Genomic DNA, 21,459 nt, shown 5'->3' with positions numbered 1-21,459 from the left:
CGAAGAGGAGCGGGACGTGAGCGAGACCAGTGCGGAGGCCGTCGTGAGCGCGGCCTCGGCAGCCGCCGCCTCCGCCGGGAACTGGCGCAGGGCCGGTGTCGCCGGCGCCGCGATAGGCGTGGTCGCGGCGGGCGCCGCGGCCGGAGTCGCGATCGAGCGGCTGACCGTCGGGCGCGGCATGCGCAAGAAGGCGCGTCTCGCCCTCGACTCGACCGGCCCGTACGGCACGCTGCGCGGCACGCCCGGCAAGGCGTACGCGGACGACGGAACCGAGCTGTACTACGAGGTCGACGAGGCCGAGCCCGAGGCATCGCTCGCCCCGCGCCGGCGTCGGCTCTTCGGCCGCAAGGCCCCCGCCCCTGTCACCGTCGTCTTCAGCCACGGCTACTGCCTCAACCAGGACTCCTGGCACTTCCAGCGCGCCGCGCTGCGCGGTGTCGTGCGCACGGTGCACTGGGACCAGCGCAGCCACGGACGGTCCGGGCGGGGTGTGGCCCAGCTGGAGGACCGCAAGCCGGTCACCATCGACCAGCTCGGCCGCGATCTGCTGGCCGTCATCGAGGCGGCGGTGCCCGAGGGCCCGATCGTGCTCGTCGGGCACTCCATGGGCGGCATGACCGTCATGGCGCTCGCCGACCAGTTCCCCGAGCTGATCCGCGACCGGGTCGTCGCCGTCGCCCTGGTCGGTACGTCGTCGGGGCGGCTCGGCGAGGTCAACTTCGGGCTGCCCGTCGCGGGTGTCGCCGCCGTGCGGCGGGTGCTTCCCGGTGTGCTGAAGGCGCTCGGGCAGCAGGCGGCCCTGGTGGAGCGGGGACGGCGGGCCACGGCCGACCTGTTCACCGGGGTCATCAAGCGGTACTCGTTCGCGGGCCGGGACGTCGATCCGGCCGTCGAGCGGTTCGCCGAACGGATGATCGAGGGCACGACGATCGACGTGGTCGCCGAGTTCTACCCGGCGTTCACCGACCACGACAAGACCGCCGCACTCGCCCGTTTCACCGAGATGCCCGTTCTCGTCCTCGCCGGGGTCAAGGACCTGGTGACACCGAGCGAGCACAGCGAGGCCATCGCCGACCTGCTGCCGGACGCCGAGCTCGTGCTCGTCCCCGACGCGGGACACCTGGTCATGCTGGAGCATCCCGAGGTCGTCATAGACCGCCTCGCCGACCTCCTCGTGCGCGCCGGAGCCGTGCCGGCAGGGGCTACCGTTGGCGGCTATGGAAGCACCAGCAGCAGCGCACAACCCGGCTGAGCCCGCCCAGGACGGCGTCGGCGTGCAGATCACCGTCAACTCCCCCGAGCAGATGCAGGAGTTGGGCCGCAGGCTCGCCAAGCTGCTGCGCGCGGGCGACCTCGTGATGCTGAACGGCGAGCTCGGCGCGGGCAAGACCACGCTGAGCCGCGGACTCGGCGAGGGGCTCGGTGTCCGCGGCGCGGTCACCTCGCCGACCTTCGTCATCGCCCGTGTGCACCCCTCCCTCGGCGACGGACCACCGCTCGTGCACGTGGACGCGTACCGCCTCGGCGGCGGGCTCGACGAGATGGAGGACCTCGACCTCGACGTCTCGCTCTCCGACTCCGTGATCGTCGTGGAGTGGGGCGAGGGCAAGGTCGAGGAGCTGACCGACGACCGGCTGCACGTCGTCATCCACCGGGCCGTCGGGGACACCACCGACGAGGTGCGGCACGTGACGGTCACGGGACTCGGGCGGCGCTGGGCCGCCGCCGATCTGACGGTGCTCGCGGCCTGAGCGGGGCGGGCCCGTGTCCCGGCGCCGCACATGCCCGGTTTCGCCGGGTCGTCGTGGCGCGGGCGGCCTTCGCTCGTACATTCGGCCAACGTTTCCGACAGGACGTCGGCAAAATATTGCGTTCGGCGTCCCGGCCGTGGTCACATGGACATCAGTACGTAGTTAGGTCTACCTAACCACGCTTGCCCCCGAAGCCCGAGGAGGCGTCCATGTCGGCATCAGAGTCGGCTGCAGTGCCGGCTTCAGAACGTGACGTGCCGGCCGCGCCGCGCGCGGTGGCCGGGGTGTCGATGCGGGATCTGCTGGCGGCGTGCGCCGCGGCGGAGGCGGTGTCCAGACCACCCGTCGCCCCCCTGGCCGACCCCGGCGCGGAGCGCCCCCGCAGGGCCGCCTGACACACACGCGGACCGGGGCACCGCCGCGGTCACTTGACGACGACGACCTTCGCGCCGACGGTCGCGAACCCCCACATCGCGTCGCCGTCGGCGCGCGAGGAGCGGATGCCGCCGAGCTTCTTCTCCGGGTCGGGAGCCTCCGTGGAGCCGTTCACCGCGGCGCTGAAGCCGATCGCGACACCGTTGACCAGGGTGAACCGCACGATGTGCTCGATCTGCGTCCCGTCGGACCCGGGGGCCGCGCCCGTCCGCGACGTGACGGCGTAGGTACCGGCGCCCGGGTCGACCGTGCCCGGGGTGACCTTGAAGGTGCGCTTCACCTTGTTGCCCGCGCCGACGAGCCAGATGCGGTCGGAGCCGGTCGAGTACACGACCCGCACACCGGTGCCGGACGAGGCCGGCAGCGCCGCGGGGTCCTTCTTGGCCCGGGGTGCCTTGGAGACGGAGGGCTTGGCCGACACGCTCGCGCTCGGTTCGCTCAGGGCGTCCGGAACGTTCGCGGATGCCTGGAAAGCGAGGAAGCCGACTGCCGCGAGCGCCGCCACGGTGAGCCCGGCCACGATTCCCGAGCTGCTCCTAGCCACCTTGTGTGCCCACCTCTCGACCTTCGTACGTCCTTGCTGTTGACGGTAGCAGCCGAGGGACGGGAGTCCCGGGCGGCCTTGCGTCGGGCTCCGGCGCCGTACGCTGTTTGCGTGCTCTTGCTCGCTCTGGATACCGCCACCCCCGCCGTGACCGTCGCCCTGCACGACGGCACGTCCGTCATCGCCTCGTCGAGCCAGGTGGACGCGCGCCGGCACGGGGAGCTGCTGCTGCCGGCCGTCGACCGGGTGCTCACCGAGGCAGGCCTCAAGCTGGACGCCGTCACCGGCATCGTCGTGGGCGTCGGCCCCGGCCCGTACACGGGGCTGCGCGTCGGCCTCATGACCGCCGACACCTTCGGAGTCGCGCTCGGCGTGCCCGTGCACGGTGTGTGCACCCTCGACGGGCTCGCGTACGCGGCCGACGTGGAGGGACCGTTCGTCGTCGCCACGGACGCCCGGCGCAAGGAGGTCTACTGGGCGCGGTACGCCGACCGCCGTACCCGGCTGTCGGAGCCCGCCGTGGACCGCCCCGCCGAGATCGACGAGGCCGTCACCGCGCTGCCCGCCGTCGGCGCGGGCGCGCTCCTGTACCCCGGCACCTTCGCCGACGCCCGCGCCCCCGAGAACGTCTCGGCCGCGGCCCTCGCCTCCCTGGCCGCCGGGAAACTGGCCGCCGGTGAGGAACTGGAGCCGCCCAGGCCGCTGTATCTGCGCCGCCCGGACGCCCAGGTGCCCAAGAACTACAAGGTGGTCACCCCCAAGTGACCTTCGTACTGCGCGAGATGCGCTGGTGGGACATCGATCCCGTACTGGAGCTGGAGAAGGAACTCTTCCCCGTCGACGCCTGGTCCCGGGGCATGTTCTGGTCCGAGCTGGCCCACTCCCGGGGACCGGAGGCCACCCGGCGCTATCTGGTCGCCTGTGACGGCGACCGGCTCGTCGGATACGCCGGGCTCGCCGCCGCGGGAGACCTGGGCGACGTGCAGACCATCGCGGTGCGGCGGGACCAGTGGGGCACCGGACTCGGTGGCCGGCTGCTCACCGAACTGCTGCGGGCCGCCAGCGACTTCGACTGCGCCGAGGTGATGCTGGAGTGCCGCGTGGACAACGTCCGCGCGCAGAAGCTCTACGAGCGCTTCGGCTTCGAGGCCATCGGCTTCAGACGCGGCTACTACCAGCCGGGGAACGTGGACGCCCTGGTGATGCGGCTGCACGACCCATCGACCTCCGTACAAGGAACAGAGACCCATGGCTGACGAACCACTCGTCCTCGGCATCGAGACCTCCTGCGACGAGACCGGTGTCGGCATCGTCCGCGGGCACACCCTGCTCGCGGACGCGATCGCGTCGAGCGTCGACGAGCACGCGCGCTTCGGCGGGGTCGTTCCCGAGGTCGCGTCCCGGGCCCACCTGGAGGCGATGGTCCCGACCATCCAGCGGGCGCTGAAGGACGCGGGCGTGTCGGCCGGGGACCTGGACGGCATCGCGGTCACCGCCGGACCCGGGCTCGCCGGGGCGCTGCTCGTCGGGGTCTCGGCCGCGAAGGCGTACGCGTACGCGCTCGGCAAGCCGCTGTACGGCGTCAACCACCTCGCCTCCCACATCTGTGTGGACCAGCTGGAGCACGGCGCCCTGCCGGAGCCCACGATGGCCCTGCTGGTGTCCGGCGGGCACTCCTCGCTGCTGCTGTCCACCGACATCACCTCCGACGTACGGCCGATGGGCGCGACCATCGACGACGCGGCGGGCGAGGCCTTCGACAAGATCGCGCGGGTGCTCAACCTCGGCTTCCCGGGCGGCCCGGTCATCGACCGGTACGCCAAGGAGGGCGACCCGAACGCCATCACGTTCCCGCGCGGTCTGACCGGGCCGCGCGACCCGGCCTACGACTTCTCCTTCTCCGGTCTCAAGACCTCCGTGGCCCGCTGGATCGAGGCCAAGCGGGCGGCCGGGGAGGACGTGCCGGTGCGCGACGTGGCCGCGTCCTTCCAGGAGGCCGTGGTGGACGTGCTCACCCGCAAGGCCGTCCGCGCGTGCAAGGACGAGGGCGTCGACCACCTCATGATCGGCGGCGGTGTGGCCGCGAACTCCCGGCTGCGCGTGCTCGCCCAGGAGCGCTGCGAGGCCGCCGGCATCCGGCTGCGGGTGCCGCGCCCCAAGCTGTGCACGGACAACGGCGCGATGGTCGCCGCGCTGGGCGCCGAGATGGTCGCCCGGAACCGGGCCGCCTCCGACTGGGACCTGTCGGCGGACTCGTCGCTGCCGGTGACCGATCCGCACGTGCCGGGGCGCGGGCACACGCACACGCACGAGCACGTGCACGAGGTCGCGAAGGAGAACCTCTACCCGTGACCGTCGCGCTGATGTGGGAGGCACGGGCCGTCGCCGGCCGGGGCGAGGACCTGCTCGCCTGGGTGCGCGGGCAGGAGATCCCCGGGAACCCGGTGCGGCGGGAGATCCTGCGGGCGCCCCAGGACCGGGTCCTCGTCATCACCTGGTGGGACGCGGAGTACGACGCGGAGCTGCCCGAACTGCCGGAGCCGGACGGTGAGTTGGTGACTCGGGCGGTGCACCGGTGGCGCTTCGAGTCGGTCCACACAGACTGACCGCCGCCCTTCGGCCGACGGGCACCGGTGGGTCCCGCTGCCCCTGCGGTTGACCACTGGTGGGTCCCGCGCCCACGCGGCTGACCGCCGTGGGTCCCGCCGCCCGGGGCGCGGGCCGGATGCTGGGGCTGGATCCCCCGGGGGCCGGTCGCCGAGTCCTCACCCGGCTACCGCCCCCCGGGAGTGCCCTCCGTCGGATCAGGACACCTGCGCGACCTCGGTCTCGCAGCGCATGCGCCGGTCCGTGCCGAGCTTCCGCACCGGACCCGTCAGGTTCAGCCGGGCCGTGTGGCGCACGTCCGCGCTGGAGGCGGCGAGCCGCAGCTCCAGGGCGCCCGGTTCGACGATCCGGGTGCCGGTGCGGTCGGTGAACGCCGAGAGGTCCGCGTGGAAGCGGAAGGTCACCCGGCGGGCCTCACCCGGTGCCAGGTCCAGGCGCCGGTAGCCGATCAGCCGCACGTCCGGGCGGGTCACCGAGGCCACCGGGTCGTGCAGGTAGAGCTGGACGACCTCGGCGCCCGCGCGCTCACCGGTGTTGCGGACGGTCACCGACACGTCGTACGAACCGGCGGTGCCGATCTCGGTGCCGATCCCGGTCTCGGGAACCTCGGTCGGCTCCCAGGCGAACGAGGTGTACGAGCGGCCGTGGCCGAACGGGTACAGCGGCGTGGGGTCCAGGCTGCTGACCTCGCCCGCCAGGCCCAGCGGCGGCTGGAGATACGTCCACGGCTGGCCGCCCGGGTCGCGCGGCACGCTCACCGGCAGCCTGCCCGAAGGGCCGACCCGGCCGGACAGCACGCCCGCCACCGCGGGGCCGCCCTCCTCGCCCGGGAAGAACGCCTGGACCACGCCGCCGAGACGGTCCTGCCAGCGGCCCAGCGCGTAGGGGCGACCGGTGAGCAGCACCAGGACCACCGGGACCCCCGTGGCGACCAGGGCGTCCAGCAACTCGCCCTGCACACCCGGCAGGCCGAGGTCGGCCACGTCGCAGCCCTCGCCCGAGGTGCCCTGGCCGAACAGCCCGGCCCGGTCACCGAGCACCGCCACGCACACGTCGGCCTCGGCGGCCCGTGCCACCGCCTCCTCGAAACCGGACCGGTCCGCGTCCGAGACCCCGCAGCCCTGCGCGAACGTCACCTTGGCGTCCGGCAGTTCGGCGCGCAGCGAGTCGAGGACGGTCGGTATGTCCACGCCGGCCGGCACCTCGGGGTGGTGCGTGAGCACGTGCGAGGGGAACGAGTAGCAGCCGAGCATCGCCAGGGGGTCCGCCGCGCGGGGACCGACCACCGCGATCCGGGTGTCGGGGGCCAGCGGCAGCATGCCGTCCGCGTTGTCCAGCAGGACCACCGACTCCTCGGCGAGCTTGCGGGCGAGTGCCCGGTTGCCCGCGGAGTCCAGGTCGACGCTCCGGCCGGTCTCCGGCCGCCAGTCCTCGTCCAGCAGGCCGAGTTCGCACTTCTGGAGCAGCACCCGGCGGGCCGCCCGGTCGATCAGCGACTCGGGGACGGTGCCCGAGCGGACGGCGGCCACCAAGGGCTCGCCGTAGCACTTCAGCGTGGGCAGCTCGACGTCGATGCCGGCCTCCAGCGCCTTGTGCGCCGCCTCGGCCTCGGTGCCGGCCACCCGGTGCAGCGTCTGGAGGAAGCCGATGCCGAAGTAGTCCGAGACCACCGTGCCGGTGAAGCCCCACTCGTCGCGCAGCAGCTCGGTCAGCAGCTGCGGGTCGGCCGACGCCGGGACGCCGTCCGTGTCGTTGTAGGCGGCCATCACCGAACGGGCGCCGCCCTCGCGCAGCGCCATCTCGAACGGCGGCAGCGTGATGTCGGAGAGCTCGCGCACCCCCGCGCGCACCGGCGCCAGGTTCCGGGCACCCGCCGAGGCCGCGTACCCGGCGAAGTGCTTGAGCGTGGCCACGATCCCGGCCGACTCCAGGCCCCGCACATAGGCGGTGGCGACGGTGCCGACCAGGTACGGGTCCTCGCCGATCGTCTCCTCCACCCGGCCCCAGCGCAGGTCGCGGACCACGTCCAGGACCGGGGCGAGGCCCTGGTGGACGCCGACCGAGCGCAGGTCCTCACCGATGCGCCGGCCCAGCTCCTCCACCAGCTCCGGATGGAAGGTGGCGCCCCAGGACAGCGGGACCGGGTACGCCGTCGCCTGCCATGCCGTGAAGCCCGCCAGGCACTCCTCGTGGGCGACCGCGGGTATGCCGAAGCGGCTCGCTTCGATGATCCGGCGCTGGGCGCGGGCAAGGGCCTGCGCGCCCAGCGCCGGGTCCACGGGGGCGGTGCCGAACGAGCGGGTGAGCTGGCCGAGACCGAGGGTGATCAGATCGTCCCAGTCGTAGTCGGAGGACATCTCGCTCTGGAGCGGGGCGACTCCGCCGCCGTCCGTGTCGGCGCCCACCCACACGCCGTAGAGCTGGGCGGTCTTCTCCTCCAGGGTCATCCGGGAGAGCAGGTCGTCGACGCGGGTCGCGGCGGGCAGGGCGGGATCGCGCCAGGGAGCGGTGGTCATGGAACTCCTGTCGGGGAAAGGGGGGTTCGAGCGCCCCTGGTCGTACACGTTCACTTGCCGCCCACACCCATGAGGCCGCCGACCAGCGCGCGGCGGGCCACCAGGTACACGATGAAGATCGGGACACCGGAGAGGACGACCGAGGCGAGGATCGCGGGAATGTTCACGCCGAACTCGCTCACGTAGTTGAACAGGCCGAGGGTCAGCACCCGTGGCCCGTCGGACTGGGTGAAGATCAGCGGGAAGAGGAAGCCGTTCCAGGCCTGGAGCGCCGCGTAGATGACGACGGTGCTGATGCCGCCCTTGGACATCGGGATGACGAGCTGGAACAGCATCCGGGTGGTGGAGGCACCGTCCAGCGCCATCGCCTCGTACATCTCCTCCGAGATGTCCCGCAGCGTGCCGGTGAGGATCAGCACCGACACCGGCATGGCGAACGCGGCCGTCGGCAGCACGATCGCGAGCAGGCTGTCGTAGAGGTTCAGCTTGGCGATCATCAGGTAGAGGGGCACCACGACGGCCTGCGCCGGGATCGCCACGCCCAGCAGGAACAGCCGGAACGCGGCCCCCGACCAGACGCTGCGGGTCCGCACGGCCACGTAGGACAGCGGGACGCACAGCACCAGGACGATCAGGACGACGCCGGCCGCCGCCAGCACCGTGTTCCACAGCAGGTGGCCGAAGCCGTTGTGCAGGACGGTGTTGTAGTTGTCCAGGGTCGGATGGGACGGCGGCTTCAGGGCGTTGTGGCCCAGCGCCTCGTCCTGGTGGGTGAGCGAGGCCGAGAACATCGCGTAGATCGGGATGATCACGACGGCCAGCCAGATCAGCGCCCCGGCGCCGGCGAGCGGGTTGGCGCGCCTGGCCCAGTGCCTGCGGCGGCGCGCGGGCCGCTCGGCCGTCGGGGCGGAGTCCGTCTTCACGGGACGGGGCAAAGTGTCGTGTGACATGACGTCACATCCCTTCCCTGGTACTGCGCATCGCGCCGAAGCCGGACAGCTTCACCATCAGCAGGGACAGCGCGGTCGCCGCGAGCACCAGGAACGAGGCGACGGCGCTCGCGTAGCCGAAGTCGTAGCTCTTGAAGCCCGCCTCGTACATCAGGTACGGCAGGATCGCCGTGTCGGTGCCCGGACCGCCCTGGGTGAGGATCAGGACCGTCTCGAAGTACGTCAGCGAACCGACGACCATCAGCACACCGGACGTCGTCGCCGTGTTGCGGAGCTGCGGCAGCGTGATCGAGAAGAACTGCCGCAGGCGTCCGGCCCCGTCGATCGCCGCCGCCTGGTAGAGCACCTCGGGGATCTGCCGTGCTCCGCCCTGGTAGATCAGGGTGTGGAAGGGGATGAACTGCCAGCCGCCGACGAACACGATCGCGAGGAACGCGCCGCTGGTCGTGCCCAGGGTGTCCTTGTGGATGATCCCGAAGTTCGGGTCAAGCAGCGCGTAGAACAGCAGGGAGATCGCCGTCGACGACAGCAGGAACGGCACGAAGAAGATCGCCGAGAGGACCGCGCGGTTGCGCTGCCTGCCCGCCGCCCACACCCCGAGCAGCAGGGAGATCACCGTCTGGAACGCCCAGCTCACCACGGTCAGTCCGACGGTGACCGTCAGGGACTGGGTGAGCCGGTCGTCACTCAGCAGCTTGCGCCAGTTGGCCAGACCGGCCGGCTGCGGATCGCCCAGGCCGTTCCACCTGGTGAACGACAGGTAGAAGGCCAGGACCATCGGGGCGAGTGCGAAGAACGCGAAGAACAGGACGCCGGGGAGGGCCAGCGCCGCGCTCGGGCGGCCGGCCCTGTTGCGTCGGCCGGAGCGGGGGCGGCCCGCGTCGTTCCGCGGGCCGCCCTTGACCTGCGACACGCTCACTTCAGCTCCTTGAGCGCCGACACGAACTGCGTCGGCGAGGACTTGCCCACGAACAGCTTGTTGACCTCGGTAAGCATCGGGGTGGACACGTCCGGGTCGACCGCCTGGTCCCAGCTCAGCGTGAACGCCGGGGCCTGCTGCACCATCTGGTACTGGAACTTCGCGAACTCCGGGTTCGGCGAGGCGTCCAGGAGGGTCGCCGCGTTCGAGGTGGCCGGGACGTCACCGTTGGCGATGAGTTCCTTCGTGTACGCCAGGGAGGCGGAGTCCCGCAGGAAGGCGATCGCCGCGTCCTTGTTGGAGGTGTGGGCGTTGACGGACCAGTAGTTGGTGGGGTTGCCGACCACGTTGCGGATGTCGCCGGCGCCGCCCTCGATCTGCGGGAAGGCGCACCACCCCATGTTCTTCTTGGCGAAGTCGGGGAACTTGCCGAGCTGCGTGGAGTACTCCCACGAACCCATCAGATGCATCGCCGCCTTGCCCTTGGCGAAGACCGCGGGAGCACCGCCGTTGCCGTACCCCACCGAGCTGTAGCCCTTGCCGAAGGCGCCGTCGTCGATCAGTTCCTTGACCGTCTGGGCGGCCTTGAGGACGGCCGGGTCGCCCCAGGCGGTGGCGTCACCGTTCTTGATCTTGTCGAAGACCTGGGGTCCGCCGATCCGGTCGACCAGGTACTCCAGCCACATCAGCTCGGGCCAGATGTCCGCTCCACCCAGTGCGAACGGGGTGATGTTCGCCTTCTTCAGCTTGGTGTTGATGTCCAGCAACTGGTCCCAGGTGGTGGGCGGCTGGAGCTTGTTCTCCTCGAAGACGGTCTTGTTGTAGAAGAGGATCACGGGCTGCATGCCACGCATCGGCACGCCGTAGTTCTTGCCGTCCAGTCCGCCCGACGCCAGCACCGACGGCAGGAAGCCGCTCTTGAGCACGGAGTCGGACGTGATGACGTCGGTCAGGTCGACGAGCTGGCCGGCCTCGCGGTAGGCCTTGATGGAGCCGCCGCCCCAGTTGAAGAACACGTCGGGGGCGTTGGGCGAGCCCATCGCCGTACGCAGCTTGGCCGGGTAGTCGGTGGCGGGCACCTTCTGGAGCTTGATCGTGCCCTTGGCCTTCTTCGCGGCGGCCGACGCGTTGAACCGGTTCACGGACTTGACCTGGATCTTCGCCGCGTCGTCGCCGTATACGAACGCGGTGAGCGTCCCGTCGGCACCCGAGCCGCCGCCGGAGCCGCAGGCGGTGAGCCCGCCGACAGAAGCCAGGGCTGCCGTGCCCGCGCCGAGGAACCAACGTCTGCTGTAGGACTCCATAGGACGGCACCTCTCGGTAGGCGCGAAGGATCGTCGGTGATCCATCGCGAATGTTTCGAGTTATTTTTCGAATGTTCCGGGAAGGTAAGGCGATCCGGTAGGTCCGTCAAGGGGTCGCGCAGAGATACGATCGCCGCCATGAAGCCTGGGAAGTCCGCAGAACCACAGACGGCGACGCTGGCCGAGATCGCCCGGGAGGCCGGTGTCTCGGCTCCGACTGTTTCGAAAGTCCTCAACGGCCGTGCCGACGTCGCCCCCGCGACCCGCTCCCGCGTCGAGGAGCTGCTGCACGCCTACGGCTACCGCCGCCGCCGTGCCGAGGCCTCCCGCTCGCCGCTGATCGACCTGGTCTTCCACGAACTGGAGAGCGCCTGGGCGATGGAGGTCATCCGGGGCGTGGAGAACGTCGCCAGGGACGCCGGCCTCAGCGTGGTGCTCTCCGAGTCCGCCGGGCGGCTCACCCCCGGCCGGACCTGGGCCGACCAGGTCGCCGCCCGCCGCCCGCACGGCGTGGTGCTCGTCCTCTCGGGCCTCGACGACTCCCAGCGCGCCCTGCTGAACAGCCGCTCCATCCCGTTCGTGGTCATGGACCCGGCGGGCGACCCCGGAGTCGACGTGCCCTCCATCGGCGCCACCAACTGGCAGGGCGGCCTCGCCGCCACCCGCCACCTCGTCGAACTCGGCCACACCCGGATCGGCGCCATCAGCGGGCCGTCACGGATGATGTGCAGCCGGGCGCGCGTCGACGGCTACCGCGCGGCGCTGGAGACGGCCGGGCTGCCGGTCGACCCTTCGCTGATCGTCGCCGGGGACTTCCACCACGAGGCCGGCCACCGGATCGGCCTCGACCTGCTGCGCCGCCCCGACCGGCCCACGGCCGTGTTCGCCGGCAACGACCTCCAGGCGCTCGGCCTCTACGAGGCCGCCCGCGAACTGGGGCTGCGCATCCCCGAGGACCTCAGCGTCGTCGGCTTCGACGATCTGCCGGTGGCGCGCTGGGTGGGGCCGCCGCTGACGACCGTACGGCAGCCGCTCACGGAGATGGCCGAGGCGGCGGCGAAGCTGGTGCTCGACCTGAGCCGCCAGGAAAGACCGTCGGCCGGGACGAGGATGGAACTGGCGACGAGCCTGGTCGTCCGCAGCAGCACGGCGCCGCCTCCGGCGTGAGGCCGAACACCTCCGGTAGCTCGCCCCTGTCGTTCGCGGTTCGGTCCGGTGGGTGGGGCGGGGCCGTGCCGGTGCATCAGCCCGTCGCCGTTGGATGAGGCGTGGCCGTCGGTGGCGACGGGCATCGATGTACCGGCACGACCCCTTCCGTGCGCTGCCGACCGCGGGTGCTTCGTGGTGGCCGTTCGGCCTTTCGGCCCCGGGGCGGGGGGCGTGGCCTGTGTGTGGCGTGGGGCCGAGGTGGCCGGATCGGCTCGAAGCCGGCCGGGGGACCGTATTGACGGGTGGGGCATCCGCCTCCACACTCCTCCGAAGTCAATCGGTTGTACAGCCGAAACTTTCGGAGGCACCCGCAATGAGAACCTCCCGAACCCGCTCCTTGACCCGTCCCTTATCCCGCCGCGTCGCCGCCCTGTTCGCGGGAGTCGTGACCGTGGGCGCCCTGCTCGCGGCCGGTACGACGGCGCACGCCGCCGGCACCCCGCTGCGCGACCTCGCCACCGCCAAGGGCAAGGTCATCGGCACCGCCGTCACCGGCTCCAAACTGACCGGGACGTACGGCGACATCGCCGGGGGCCAGTTCAACTCGCTGACCCCGGGCAACGCGATGAAATGGGGCACCGTCGAGCCCACCCGGGGCAGTTTCAACTGGGCCGAGGCCGACCAGATCGTCGCGTTCGCGCAGGCCCACAACCAGCAGGTGCGCGGTCACACCCTGGTCTGGCACAGCCAGAACCCGAGCTGGCTGGCCAACGGCACCTGGACGACCGCCGAGCTGAACGGTCTGCTCCAGGACCACATCACCACCGAAGTCACCCGCTACAAGGGGAAACTGGCCGCCTGGGACGTGGTCAACGAGCCCTTCAACGAGGACGGCACCTACCGCTCGACCCTCTGGTACAACGGCCTCGGAGCCGACTACATCGCCCAGGCGCTGACCTGGGCGCACGCCGCCGACCCGAGCGCCAAGCTCTACATCAACGACTACAACGTCGAGGGCGTCAACGCCAAGAGCACCGCCCTGTACGACCTGGTCAAGTCCCTGAAGGCGCGCGGTGTCCCGATCGACGGCGTCGGCCTCCAGGCCCATCTCATCCTCGGCCAGGTCCCCGGCACCCTCCAGCAGAACATCCAGCGCTTCGCCGACCTCGGTGTCGACGTCGCGATCACGGAGCTGGACATCCGGATGCAACTCCCCTCCGACAGCACCAAACTGGCCCAGCAGGCCGCCGACTACAAGGCCGTGTTCGACGCCTGTGTCGCCGTGACCCGCTGTTACGGCGTGACCGTCTGGGGCTTCACCGACTCCGACTCCTGGATCCCGGACGTCTTCTCGGGCTACGGCGCGGCGACACCGTACGACGAGAACTACGCGCCCAAACCGGCGTACGACGCGATCGCGGCCTCGCTCGGCGGAGGGACCACGCAGCCGCCCACGGGAGCGTGCACGGCGACGTACAGCGTCCAGAGCCAGTGGAACACCGGGTTCACGGGGCAGGTGCGCATCGCGTGCTCCGGGGCCGCGCTCTCCTCGTGGAAGGTCACCTGGACGTACGGCGCGGGCCAGCGGATCACCCAGGCCTGGAACGCGAACTGCACCCAGACCGGCGCGGCGGTGAGCTGCGCCAACGCCTCCTACAACGGGACGGTCCCGGAAGGCGGTTCGGTGACGCTCGGGTTCAACGCCTCGTGGAGCGGGAGCAATCCGGCGCCCACGGTGACGCTGGGCTGAGGTTGTACCGAGGCCGGTGTGAGTCTGTTCTGAGAAGGGTGAGAGTTTCCGAAGAAATTCGTTTCGCGCTTCTTTCCCTAACAGTCCCCTAATAATTCGGACTTACGTTCCTCCTCGTGACGGGACACAAGGACATCGGGGACGGGGTAGGGGTCGAGGGTGGGCCGGTCGGGGTCGGGCCGGTGGGCCGGCGGTCGCGGGTACTGAAGGCCGCCGGCCTCACCCTGGCGGGACTGCTGGTGCTGGGCGTCGGCACGGCGGGCTGGGCCTACTGGCATCTGAACCAGAACATCAAGAGCGTCGACATCAACAGCGCGCTCGGCGACGACCGCCCGGCGAAGGCGGTGGTGACGCCCTCGGCCCCGGCGTCCGCCTCGGCCTCCCCGCTTCCCAGCGGCGCCCTGAACATCCTGGTCCTCGGCTCCGACTCGCGCAGCGGCAAGGCGAACGCGAAGCTCGGCGGCGGGGACAGCTCCGGCGCCCGTTCCGACACGGCGATGGTCGTGCACATCGACGAGGGGCGCACCCGGGCGACCGTGGTGAGCATCCCCCGGGACACCCTGGTGACCCGCCCGGCCTGCCCGACCTCCTCCGGGGGGACGACGGCGGTGGCGTACAACGCGATGTTCAACAGCGCCTATGCGATCGGCGGCCCGGTCTGCGCGGTGAAGACGGTCGAGTCCCTCACCGATGTCCGCATGGACCACTACATCGAGATCGACTTCTCCGGCTTCGCCGCCCTCGTGGACGCGCTCGGCGGGGTCACGGTCACCACGGACGAGGACATCGACGACGACAAGAGCCATCTGCATCTCACCGCGGGCGAGCACCACCTCGACGGCACGAAGGCGCTGGCCCTCGCCCGAACCCGGCACGGCATAGGCGACGGCAGCGACCTGGGCCGCATAGGCCTTCAACAGAAGCTCGTGAAGGCGCTGTTGGGGCAGATCTCGTCGGCCGGTCTGCTCACCGACCCGGCCAAGCTCTACAGCGTCGCGAACGCGGTGACCGGCAGCCTGACGACGGACACGGGGCTGGACTCCCTGGGCGAGCTGATGAAACTCGGCCAGAGCCTGAAGTCCCTCTCCTCCGACGAGGTCACGACGGTGATGATGCCGGTGGTGACGGCTCCCTCGGATCACAACAGGGTGATCGCGAACGAGCCGGAGGCGAGCGACCTGTGGGCCTCGCTCAAGTATTGATCTCCGGGCCCCGCTCAGGTGACATCACGACTCAGGTGACACCCCCGGAGCCGGTTCGCGGGACTTGAGCTTCGGGGCCCGGGATTCGAGCCTCTTTTGTATGGAATGGGTGGGAGGTCCAACCCACCCTCCCTCCCTTGCTGACAGCCGAAGTACCGTCCGGGCCAGGGGATATGACTTTTCGTGATCGGGTGGCGGCGGTGCGTGGCGTCCGTATAGCGTGCGCCTCGAAACGCATCGACCCCCACGGGTGTTAGGCGCACCACGCGGGGGTCTGACCACGTAGATCGAAAGAGAGTCGATCCATGGCTGTCACTCAGCCTAGTGCTGCCCCGCGCCCGTCCGCCCATCCCCTCGCCAATCCGGGCTACGGAAAACGGTCGGCGCCCGACCAAACCCCACGGACGGGTCGCGACTTCGCACATCTGCCCACCCGCGAGGCATCGATCGCGGCGTACATCGACCGGCTCGCCGACGAGTCGGACCTCTCCATCAAGACCCTCGTCAAGCACCTCCCGTACGGCCAGTGCGCCCTCTCCACCGCCCTCAACAATCTCTCCGCGGCAGGGCATTTGCGCAGGGTGCGCCGCCCAGTCACCGTCGACGGCTGCCCCCGCTGGGTCTGGCACACCTTCTTCTCGCGCACCGCGCACGACGACACCTGGTGGAACTCCTTCCTCGCCGGGGAGACGCCGGTGACCGAGCGGCCCGTGGCAGCGGCGGCGCGATCGACCGCCTACGGCCTGCTGGCCCGGCTCGGCCGGATCGACGCCCGGCTGACGCTGTCGGCCGGGGAGTGCGCGGCACTGGAGGGGGAGGCCGCCGAGTGGTTCGCGCGGGGCGCGGGTGAGCCACAGCTCGTCCAGGCGCTGACGGCGGGGCTCCCGGAGCGCGTGGCGCACGCCTACGCCTTCGTGCGCGCCCGGCTGCTCGCCAAGCTGCCCCCGCGACCCGAACCGCAGCCACCGGCGCCCCGCTACGAAGTGGTGTGCACGGCGTGCGGGGAGCCGGGCGGGGACGGTGGCCAACTGCGGGGCGGCTTGTGCGGGGTGTGCCGGGGCGGGCGGCCCGCCCTCGCGGCTCATGAAGTGCGGGCCCATGTCGGACGACTGCGTGCCGCTCTCCGTTCCGGGACCTGCACAGAGGAAACCGAGAAAGGAGCAGGCACATGACGACCTTGCAGCACGGTCCGCCCGTGACCGGGGCAGGATGGAGGGGAGGAGGCGACGCCATGACCCCCAGCACGTCCGACCGGCCCCAGATGCTCGTCGAGGAGTTCGAGGAGCTCGCCCGCAACGCGCCCGAGCTTGTGCGGCTGGAGTTCATCAACGGAAAGGTCATGGTCAAGCCCATGCCGGACGGCAATCACGGCGAGATCGTCGCCTGGCTCCTCAAGCGGTGCATGCAGCACCGGCCTGAGCTGTTCCTCTATCCGGAGCAAGGGTTGAAGGTCGAGGCCTACCGCAAGGGGCGGGCCAAGCCGGACGGGGTCCTGGCGCCCGAGGAGTACTTCGCCGGAAAGGGCGAGTGGTCCGAGCCCTCGGGTGTCCTGATGGTCGTCGAGGTCACCTCCCACGACCGGGACGCCGACCGGCGCGACCGGATCGAGAAGCCAGACGGATACGCGGCCGCGGGCATCCCCGTCTACCTCCTCGTCGACCGGGACACGGACAGCGTCACCGTGCACTGCGACCCCGAGGGCGGCGTCTACCGCTCTCTCACCACGCGGGCGTTCGGAGCGGCGGTCGAGCTGCCGGATCCGGTCGGGTTCACGCTGGACACACAGAAGCTCAAGGACTTCGCCGACTGACCCGAATCCCCGATTCCCCCGATTGATTCGATTGATCCGTCCGGGCCCGCCCGGAGAAAGAATCCAAAGAAATCCGGGGACGGTGTCGAAGCAGGTGTCTCCCGTTCGACGCACGGGTGAGAGGCAGGGAGGAGCCCCGCCTCCGAGGCACCACAGACACGAGGAGTCACCATGCCCCGCTATCTTTCGCTGGTCCAGATCGACGAGAACACCGCGCCCGCCGAGGGTCCCAGCCCCGAACTGATGCAGCGGATGGGCGAGCTCATCGAGGAGGTCACCAAGGCGGGCGTCATGCTGGAGACCGACGGCCTGGCGCCCACCGCGCAGGGCAAGCGCGTCCACTGGTCGGGTGGGCAACTGTCCGTCACCGACGGTCCCTTCACCGAGTCCAAGGAGGTCGTCGGCGGCTACGCGATCATGCAGTGCAAGGACATGGACGAGGCCGTGGAGTGGACCAAGCGCTTCCTGAAGGTGCACGAGGATTTCTGGACGGTCACCTGCGAGGTGCGGGAGATCGCCGGGGGCTGAGCGGCTTCTCGGCCCGAGCGGTCTCCTTGGCCTGACGCCGCCGCGGGTGTCTGATGGTGAACTGTGGAACAGCAGCCCGGAGGAACCCCCGCCGGCGGCGTCGACACGGCCGTCGAGACCATCTTCCGCATCGAGTCGCCCCGCGTCATCGCGCGCGTCGCCCGGATCGTCCTCGACGTCGGCATCGCCGAGGAACTCGCCCAGGACGCCCTGGTCGCGGCGCTGGAGCAGTGGCCGCGGGACGGTGTGCCCGACAACCCGGGCGCCTGGCTGACGGCCACGGCCAAGCACCGGGCGATCGACCTCGTACGCCGCCGGGAGCGCTACGCGCGCAAGCTGGAGGAGGTCGGGCGGGACCTCTCGCTGTCGGCTCCGCACCACATCGACGAACCCTCCGATCCGGACGACATCGACGACGACCTGCTGCGCCTGGTCTTCACCGCCTGTCACCCCGTCCTGTCCGCCGAGGCCCGCATCGCGCTCACCCTGCGGCTCCTCGGCGGACTGACGACGTCCGAGATCGCGCGCGCCTTCCTCGTCCCGGAGTCGACGATCGCCCAGCGCATCGTGCGGGCCAAGCGGACGCTGGCGACGAAAGGGGTCGCCTTCGAGGTGCCGTACGGTCCTGACCGCGAGGCCCGGCTCGGGTCCGTACTGGAGGTCATCTACCTCGTCTTCAACGAGGGGTACGCGGCGACGGCGGGCGACGACCTGCTCCGGCCCGCGCTGTGCGAGGACGCGCTCCGACTGGCCCGGGTGCTCGCCGAACTGATGCCCAAGGAGCCCGAGGTGCACGGGCTCGCCGCCCTGCTGGAACTCCAGGAGTCCCGGGCGGCCGCGCGCACCGGGCCCGGTGGTGAACCGGTCCTGCTCAAGGACCAGAACCGCCGCCGCTGGAACCGGATGCTGATCCGCCGGGGCTTCACCGCGCTGGGCCGCGCCAACGCCGTCGCCACCGGCAGCCCGGGGCCGTACGTCCTCCAGGCCACCATCGCCGCCTGCCACGCGCAGGCCTACGCCTACGAGGACACGGACTGGCCCCGGATCGCCATCCTCTACGGCTTGCTGGCGGCCCGCTCTCCGTCCCCCGTGATCGAACTGAACCGCGCCGTGGCCGTCTCGATGGCCGAGGGCCCGGAGCCCGCGCTCGTCATCGTCGACGGCCTCGCCGGTGAACCCGCCCTGCGCGACTACCACTTGCTGCCCAGCGTGCGCGGCGACCTGCTCGCCCGGCTGGGACGTACGGCGCAGGCGCGGGCGGAGTTCGAGCGGGCGGCCTCGCTGGCGCGCAACGAGCGGGAGCGGGAATTGCTGGTGGCGCGGGCCCGTGAGCTGCGGGGTTCGTGAGATTCCCGTTCGGTAACTGCGTTCCCAACGTGATCGGCAAGGACGTACGCGCCCTACTGCAACGGCGTTGCGCCGATGGCGAGTTCGTCCTCCGTCGCCGGGCCGGCCGCGGGCGCCTCGGCGGTGCGGACGGGCACGGCGCCGCGGTCCGTCACCGGGCCGGACCTGGGTCCGCTCAGCACCCGCCACCAGCAGTAGGCGGCTTGGCGGGTGCCCCCACCAGCATGGTCGGGGCGCCCGCCACCCGGGTCAGGAACACCGTCGCGGAGTGCGGGCCCTGCGGTTTCACCTTGCGCCGCAGTTCCTCCGGCTCGACGGCCGACCCGCGCTTCTTCACGGTCAGCACGCCGACTTCCCGCTCCCGCAGCAGCGCCTTCAACTTCTTTACGTTGAAGTGGAGTTGATCGGTGATCTCGTAGGCGGAGGCGAACGGCGTCGGGCGCAGTTCGTCCGCCGTGACATAGGCGATCGTCTCGTCGACCAGCCCGCCGTCCAGGTCCTCGGCCACCTCGGCGACCAGGTGCGCGCGGATGACGGCGCCGTCCGGCTCGTACAGATAGCGTCCGACGGTCCTGACCGCCGGGTCCGGCAGGCCGCGGCCGCGCAGTTCGCGCGGGCCCGGCAGCAGGGTGGCGCGCACCAGGCCCGGCTCCGTGCCGAACCAGAGCACCGCCTCCTTCACGTCCCCGCCGTCCGAGATCCACTCGGCCTCCGCCTCGGCGGGGACCGCCTCGTGCGGGATCCCGGGGGCGATCTTCAGTGCGGCGACCGGAGCGCGCAAGGCCGCCCCGACCGCCCAGGACAGCGGCGGCGAGTACGCCTCGGGGTCGAAGATCCGGCCCCGGCCGCCCCGGCGCGCCGGGTCCACGAAGACGGCGTCGTACGACGTGGTGTCCACCTGCGTCACATCCGTCTCGCGTACCTCGATCAGGTCCGTGAGCCCCAGCGCGTCGGCGTTCGCGCGGGCGGCGGCGGCCGTCAGGGGGTCGCGGTCGACGGCCAGGACGCGGATTCCGGCGCGGGCCAGCGCGATGGCGTCGCCGCCGATGCCGCAGCACAGGTCGGCGACGGAGCGGACCCCCAGCGCGCGCAGCCGCTCGGCCCGGTGTACGGCCACGGTCGTCCGGGTGGACTGCTCGACCCCGTTCGGGGTGAAGAACATCCGTCCGGCGTCCTCGGCGCCGAACTTCGCCACCGCCCGTTGCCGCAGCCGTGCCTGGCCGAGGGCCGCCGAGACCAGTTCGGCGGGGTGGTCGCGGCGCAGCCGGGTGGCGACGGCCAGTTCCTGTGCCGGTTCGGTGGCGCGGACCTCGTCGAGCAGGGCGCGGCCCTCGGCGGTGAGGAGCGGGGCGAAGGAGACGTCGTTCACCCGGCCATTGTGGGCCAGTCGGTGGACGGTGTGCTTCCGGCGGCGGTGTCGGGGCCCTCGCGGGGGCGGTGAGCTGGGAGGATCCGGCTCCATGCGACACGTACGACAAAATGATAAAACCGGCGCAAACGGGGATGGTGCGCGCCGGGGAGTCGGCGTGCCCGCCCTCGCCCTCGCCGCCTGCGCGGACAGGCTGAGCCTGCCCCAGGCCCGGCGCGCCGGCCAGGGGTACGCGGTCGCGCGCCTGGAGGACTACCCGTGAGGGTGCGGGTGCCGGCCGCCGGGCTGCTCGTGGCGGTACTGCTCAGCGGCTGCGCGCAGTCCGTCGACCCCATCGAACGGCTCGGCAAGAAGGCGGCCCAGCGGGTGCACCCGACGGAGTCGGCGTACCGCCGTTGGGGTCTGGCCACCCCGCTCACCCCCGCGCCGGACGTGCCCGAGCGGACCACCGCGCGCACCGCGGACACCGGACTGCCGCCCGTCGTGAACCAGGTGCGCACCCGCGACAAGGTGGTCTTCCTGACGTACGACGACGGGGCGGAGCGCGATCCGCGGTTCGCCGACATGGTCCGCGAACTGCGCCTGCCGGTCAGCGTGTTCCTCACGGACCGGGTCGCCGGCCCCGGCTACGGGCGCTTCGCCCGGCTGCGCGCGGTCGGCGCGAGCGTCCAGAACCACACCCTCGACCACGCCACGCTGCGCGGTCTGCCCTACGCCGGCCAGCGTGCCGAGATCTGCGGACAGCAGGACAAGCTCACGCGGCGCTTCGGCGTCCGGCCCCGGCTGCTGCGGCCCCCGTACGGCCGGTACGACGACACCACCCTGCGCGCCGCCGCCGACTGCGGGGTCGCCGCGATCGTCCTCGGCAGGACGGCCGACGCGCACCCGCTCCGGCCGGGCGACATCCTCTCCGGCCCCGCCGAACCCGATCTCACGGGCGCCACGCTCCGCCTGCTCCGCCGGATCCAGCGCGAGGGCTTCACCCTGGCGCGGCTGGAGAACTACCTCTAGAAGGCGCCGACCGGAGAGCTGCCCCCCGGGGGGGGCGACCGGAGAGTTGCCCCGGGTCGACGGGAGAGCTGCCGCCGGAGCGACCGGAGAGTTGCCCCCGGGGAAGCGTCCATTCGGTGCGGTCCGGCACGTTCCGGCCCACGCCACGCCGACTGCCTTTGGCACTCCGCTTGACCGAGTGCTAATCACAGTCATAGTCTCAGGTCTGGCACTCCCCCCTGGAGAGTGCCAATAGCGACGGGCAGATCCGGCACCCGCGACGACGGA

General features: G+C 71.4%; 21 protein-coding genes. 15 read left to right on the top strand and 6 right to left on the bottom strand.

What is annotated here, in order from left to right:
• Positions 1–16 precede the first annotated feature (16 nt).
• The 3 genes from OG780_RS17285 to OG780_RS17275 all read left to right on the top strand — a co-directional run bounded on the left by OG780_RS17285 (position 17) and on the right by OG780_RS17275 (position 2,146).
• Entirely contained in the window at positions 17–1,252 is a 1,236-nt protein-coding gene (locus OG780_RS17285) for an alpha/beta fold hydrolase (protein WP_328449202.1), read from the top strand.
• Positions 1,218–1,751, top strand: coding sequence for a tRNA (adenosine(37)-N6)-threonylcarbamoyltransferase complex ATPase subunit type 1 TsaE (gene tsaE / locus OG780_RS17280; protein ID WP_328449200.1), 534 nt, complete (start codon positions 1,218–1,220; stop codon positions 1,749–1,751). Before OG780_RS17285 ends, tsaE begins: the two co-directional genes overlap by 35 nt.
• 209 nt (positions 1,752–1,960) lie before the next feature.
• Positions 1,961–2,146, top strand: a complete 186-nt coding sequence (locus OG780_RS17275) for a hypothetical protein (protein ID WP_326786041.1) — start codon at positions 1,961–1,963, stop codon at positions 2,144–2,146.
• Positions 2,147–2,175: 29 nt separating this feature from the next.
• Here OG780_RS17275 and OG780_RS17270 read toward each other — a convergent pair whose 3' ends face one another.
• Entirely contained in the window at positions 2,176–2,730 is a 555-nt protein-coding gene (locus OG780_RS17270; protein ID WP_328449198.1) for a hypothetical protein, read from the bottom strand.
• Between the two features lie 111 nt (positions 2,731–2,841).
• On the opposite strand from OG780_RS17270, the gene tsaB reads away from it, so the two are divergent.
• The 4 genes from tsaB to OG780_RS17250 are packed head-to-tail and all read left to right on the top strand — an operon-like array spanning position 2,842 to position 5,336.
• Entirely contained in the window at positions 2,842–3,495 is a 654-nt protein-coding gene (gene tsaB / locus OG780_RS17265; protein ID WP_328449196.1) for a tRNA (adenosine(37)-N6)-threonylcarbamoyltransferase complex dimerization subunit type 1 TsaB, read from the top strand.
• A 17-nt stretch (positions 3,496–3,512) separates the two neighbouring features.
• The gene (gene rimI, locus OG780_RS17260) at positions 3,513–3,986 is read left to right on the top strand and encodes a ribosomal protein S18-alanine N-acetyltransferase (protein WP_326790839.1); all 474 of its coding nucleotides are present in this window, start codon (positions 3,513–3,515) and stop codon (positions 3,984–3,986) included.
• A complete protein-coding gene (gene tsaD, locus OG780_RS17255) occupies positions 3,979–5,082 on the top strand; it encodes a tRNA (adenosine(37)-N6)-threonylcarbamoyltransferase complex transferase subunit TsaD (protein ID WP_328449194.1) in 1,104 nt (367 codons plus the stop codon). Before rimI ends, tsaD begins: the two co-directional genes overlap by 8 nt.
• Entirely contained in the window at positions 5,079–5,336 is a 258-nt protein-coding gene (locus OG780_RS17250) for a hypothetical protein (RefSeq protein WP_326786037.1), read from the top strand. Before tsaD ends, OG780_RS17250 begins: the two co-directional genes overlap by 4 nt.
• Before the next feature lie 198 nt (positions 5,337–5,534).
• Here the strand turns inward: OG780_RS17250 and OG780_RS17245 are convergent, their stop codons facing one another.
• From OG780_RS17245 to OG780_RS17230, 4 genes are read right to left on the bottom strand one after another with little or no spacing between them, the layout of a single operon-like run.
• Positions 5,535–7,853 (bottom strand): glycoside hydrolase family 3 N-terminal domain-containing protein, encoded by a 2,319-nt coding sequence (locus OG780_RS17245; protein WP_328449191.1) that lies wholly within the window; start codon positions 7,851–7,853, stop codon positions 5,535–5,537.
• Positions 7,854–7,903: 50 nt separating this feature from the next.
• Positions 7,904–8,803 (bottom strand): carbohydrate ABC transporter permease, encoded by a 900-nt coding sequence (locus OG780_RS17240; RefSeq protein ID WP_328449189.1) that lies wholly within the window; start codon positions 8,801–8,803, stop codon positions 7,904–7,906.
• Between the two features lie 4 nt (positions 8,804–8,807).
• Positions 8,808–9,716: a carbohydrate ABC transporter permease gene (locus tag OG780_RS17235; protein ID WP_328458202.1), complete on the bottom strand. Its 909-nt coding sequence runs from the start codon at positions 9,714–9,716 to the stop codon at positions 8,808–8,810.
• Between the two features lie 2 nt (positions 9,717–9,718).
• Entirely contained in the window at positions 9,719–11,026 is a 1,308-nt protein-coding gene (locus OG780_RS17230; protein ID WP_328449187.1) for an ABC transporter substrate-binding protein, read from the bottom strand.
• A gap of 138 nt (positions 11,027–11,164) precedes the next feature.
• On the opposite strand from OG780_RS17230, the gene OG780_RS17225 reads away from it, so the two are divergent.
• From OG780_RS17225 to OG780_RS17195, 7 genes are all read left to right on the top strand, one after another.
• Positions 11,165–12,193 carry a LacI family DNA-binding transcriptional regulator gene (locus tag OG780_RS17225; protein ID WP_328449186.1) on the top strand — a complete coding sequence of 343 codons (1,029 nt, stop codon included), beginning with the start codon at positions 11,165–11,167 and terminating at the stop codon, positions 12,191–12,193.
• Between the two features lie 355 nt (positions 12,194–12,548).
• Entirely contained in the window at positions 12,549–13,925 is a 1,377-nt protein-coding gene (locus OG780_RS17220; protein WP_328449184.1) for an endo-1,4-beta-xylanase, read from the top strand.
• A gap of 116 nt (positions 13,926–14,041) precedes the next feature.
• Positions 14,042–15,127 (top strand): LCP family protein, encoded by a 1,086-nt coding sequence (locus OG780_RS17215; protein WP_443062169.1) that lies wholly within the window; start codon positions 14,042–14,044, stop codon positions 15,125–15,127.
• A gap of 305 nt (positions 15,128–15,432) precedes the next feature.
• The gene (locus OG780_RS17210; protein WP_328449182.1) at positions 15,433–16,299 is read left to right on the top strand and encodes a hypothetical protein; all 867 of its coding nucleotides are present in this window, start codon (positions 15,433–15,435) and stop codon (positions 16,297–16,299) included.
• A gap of 59 nt (positions 16,300–16,358) precedes the next feature.
• Positions 16,359–16,937, top strand: a complete 579-nt coding sequence (locus OG780_RS17205; RefSeq protein ID WP_328449180.1) for a Uma2 family endonuclease — start codon at positions 16,359–16,361, stop codon at positions 16,935–16,937.
• Between the two features lie 171 nt (positions 16,938–17,108).
• Complete coding sequence (locus tag OG780_RS17200) at positions 17,109–17,465, top strand: YciI family protein (protein ID WP_328449178.1); 357 nt, start codon at positions 17,109–17,111, stop codon at positions 17,463–17,465.
• Positions 17,466–17,528: 63 nt separating this feature from the next.
• Entirely contained in the window at positions 17,529–18,812 is a 1,284-nt protein-coding gene (locus tag OG780_RS17195; RefSeq protein WP_328449176.1) for an RNA polymerase sigma factor, read from the top strand.
• A 175-nt stretch (positions 18,813–18,987) separates the two neighbouring features.
• Here the strand turns inward: OG780_RS17195 and OG780_RS17190 are convergent, their stop codons facing one another.
• Entirely contained in the window at positions 18,988–20,181 is a 1,194-nt protein-coding gene (locus tag OG780_RS17190; protein WP_328449174.1) for a class I SAM-dependent methyltransferase, read from the bottom strand.
• A gap of 258 nt (positions 20,182–20,439) precedes the next feature.
• Between OG780_RS17190 and OG780_RS17185 the strand changes: the two genes are divergently transcribed.
• The gene (locus OG780_RS17185; RefSeq protein WP_328449172.1) at positions 20,440–21,192 is read left to right on the top strand and encodes a polysaccharide deacetylase family protein; all 753 of its coding nucleotides are present in this window, start codon (positions 20,440–20,442) and stop codon (positions 21,190–21,192) included.
• Positions 21,193–21,459: the final 267 nt, after the last annotated feature.

The organism is Streptomyces sp. NBC_00386, from assembly GCF_036063235.1.
Taxonomy (GTDB): Bacteria; Actinomycetota; Actinomycetes; order Streptomycetales; family Streptomycetaceae; genus Streptomyces.
The sequence above is the reverse complement of the archived record's forward strand: the minus strand, read 5'-3'. Positions and strand labels throughout refer to the sequence as shown.

What these genes read in the sequence shown, in the direction of transcription:
- tsaE (WP_328449200.1), top strand. Translation starts at nt 1,218, where the DNA reads ATGGAAGCACCAGCAGCAGCGCACAACCCGGCTGAGCCCGCCCAGGAC.
- OG780_RS17275 (WP_326786041.1), top strand. Translation starts at nt 1,961, where the DNA reads ATGTCGGCATCAGAGTCGGCTGCAGTGCCGGCTTCAGAACGTGACGTG.
- rimI (WP_326790839.1), top strand. Translation starts at nt 3,513, where the DNA reads ATGCGCTGGTGGGACATCGATCCCGTACTGGAGCTGGAGAAGGAACTC.
- tsaD (WP_328449194.1), top strand. Translation starts at nt 3,979, where the DNA reads ATGGCTGACGAACCACTCGTCCTCGGCATCGAGACCTCCTGCGACGAG.
- OG780_RS17245 (WP_328449191.1), bottom strand. Translation starts at nt 7,853, where the DNA reads ATGACCACCGCTCCCTGGCGCGATCCCGCCCTGCCCGCCGCGACCCGC.
- OG780_RS17240 (WP_328449189.1), bottom strand. Translation starts at nt 8,803, where the DNA reads ATGTCACACGACACTTTGCCCCGTCCCGTGAAGACGGACTCCGCCCCG.
- OG780_RS17230 (WP_328449187.1), bottom strand. Translation starts at nt 11,026, where the DNA reads ATGGAGTCCTACAGCAGACGTTGGTTCCTCGGCGCGGGCACGGCAGCC.
- OG780_RS17225 (WP_328449186.1), top strand. Translation starts at nt 11,165, where the DNA reads ATGAAGCCTGGGAAGTCCGCAGAACCACAGACGGCGACGCTGGCCGAG.
- OG780_RS17220 (WP_328449184.1), top strand. Translation starts at nt 12,549, where the DNA reads ATGAGAACCTCCCGAACCCGCTCCTTGACCCGTCCCTTATCCCGCCGC.
- OG780_RS17210 (WP_328449182.1), top strand. Translation starts at nt 15,433, where the DNA reads ATGGCTGTCACTCAGCCTAGTGCTGCCCCGCGCCCGTCCGCCCATCCC.
- OG780_RS17205 (WP_328449180.1), top strand. Translation starts at nt 16,359, where the DNA reads ATGACCCCCAGCACGTCCGACCGGCCCCAGATGCTCGTCGAGGAGTTC.
- OG780_RS17200 (WP_328449178.1), top strand. Translation starts at nt 17,109, where the DNA reads ATGCCCCGCTATCTTTCGCTGGTCCAGATCGACGAGAACACCGCGCCC.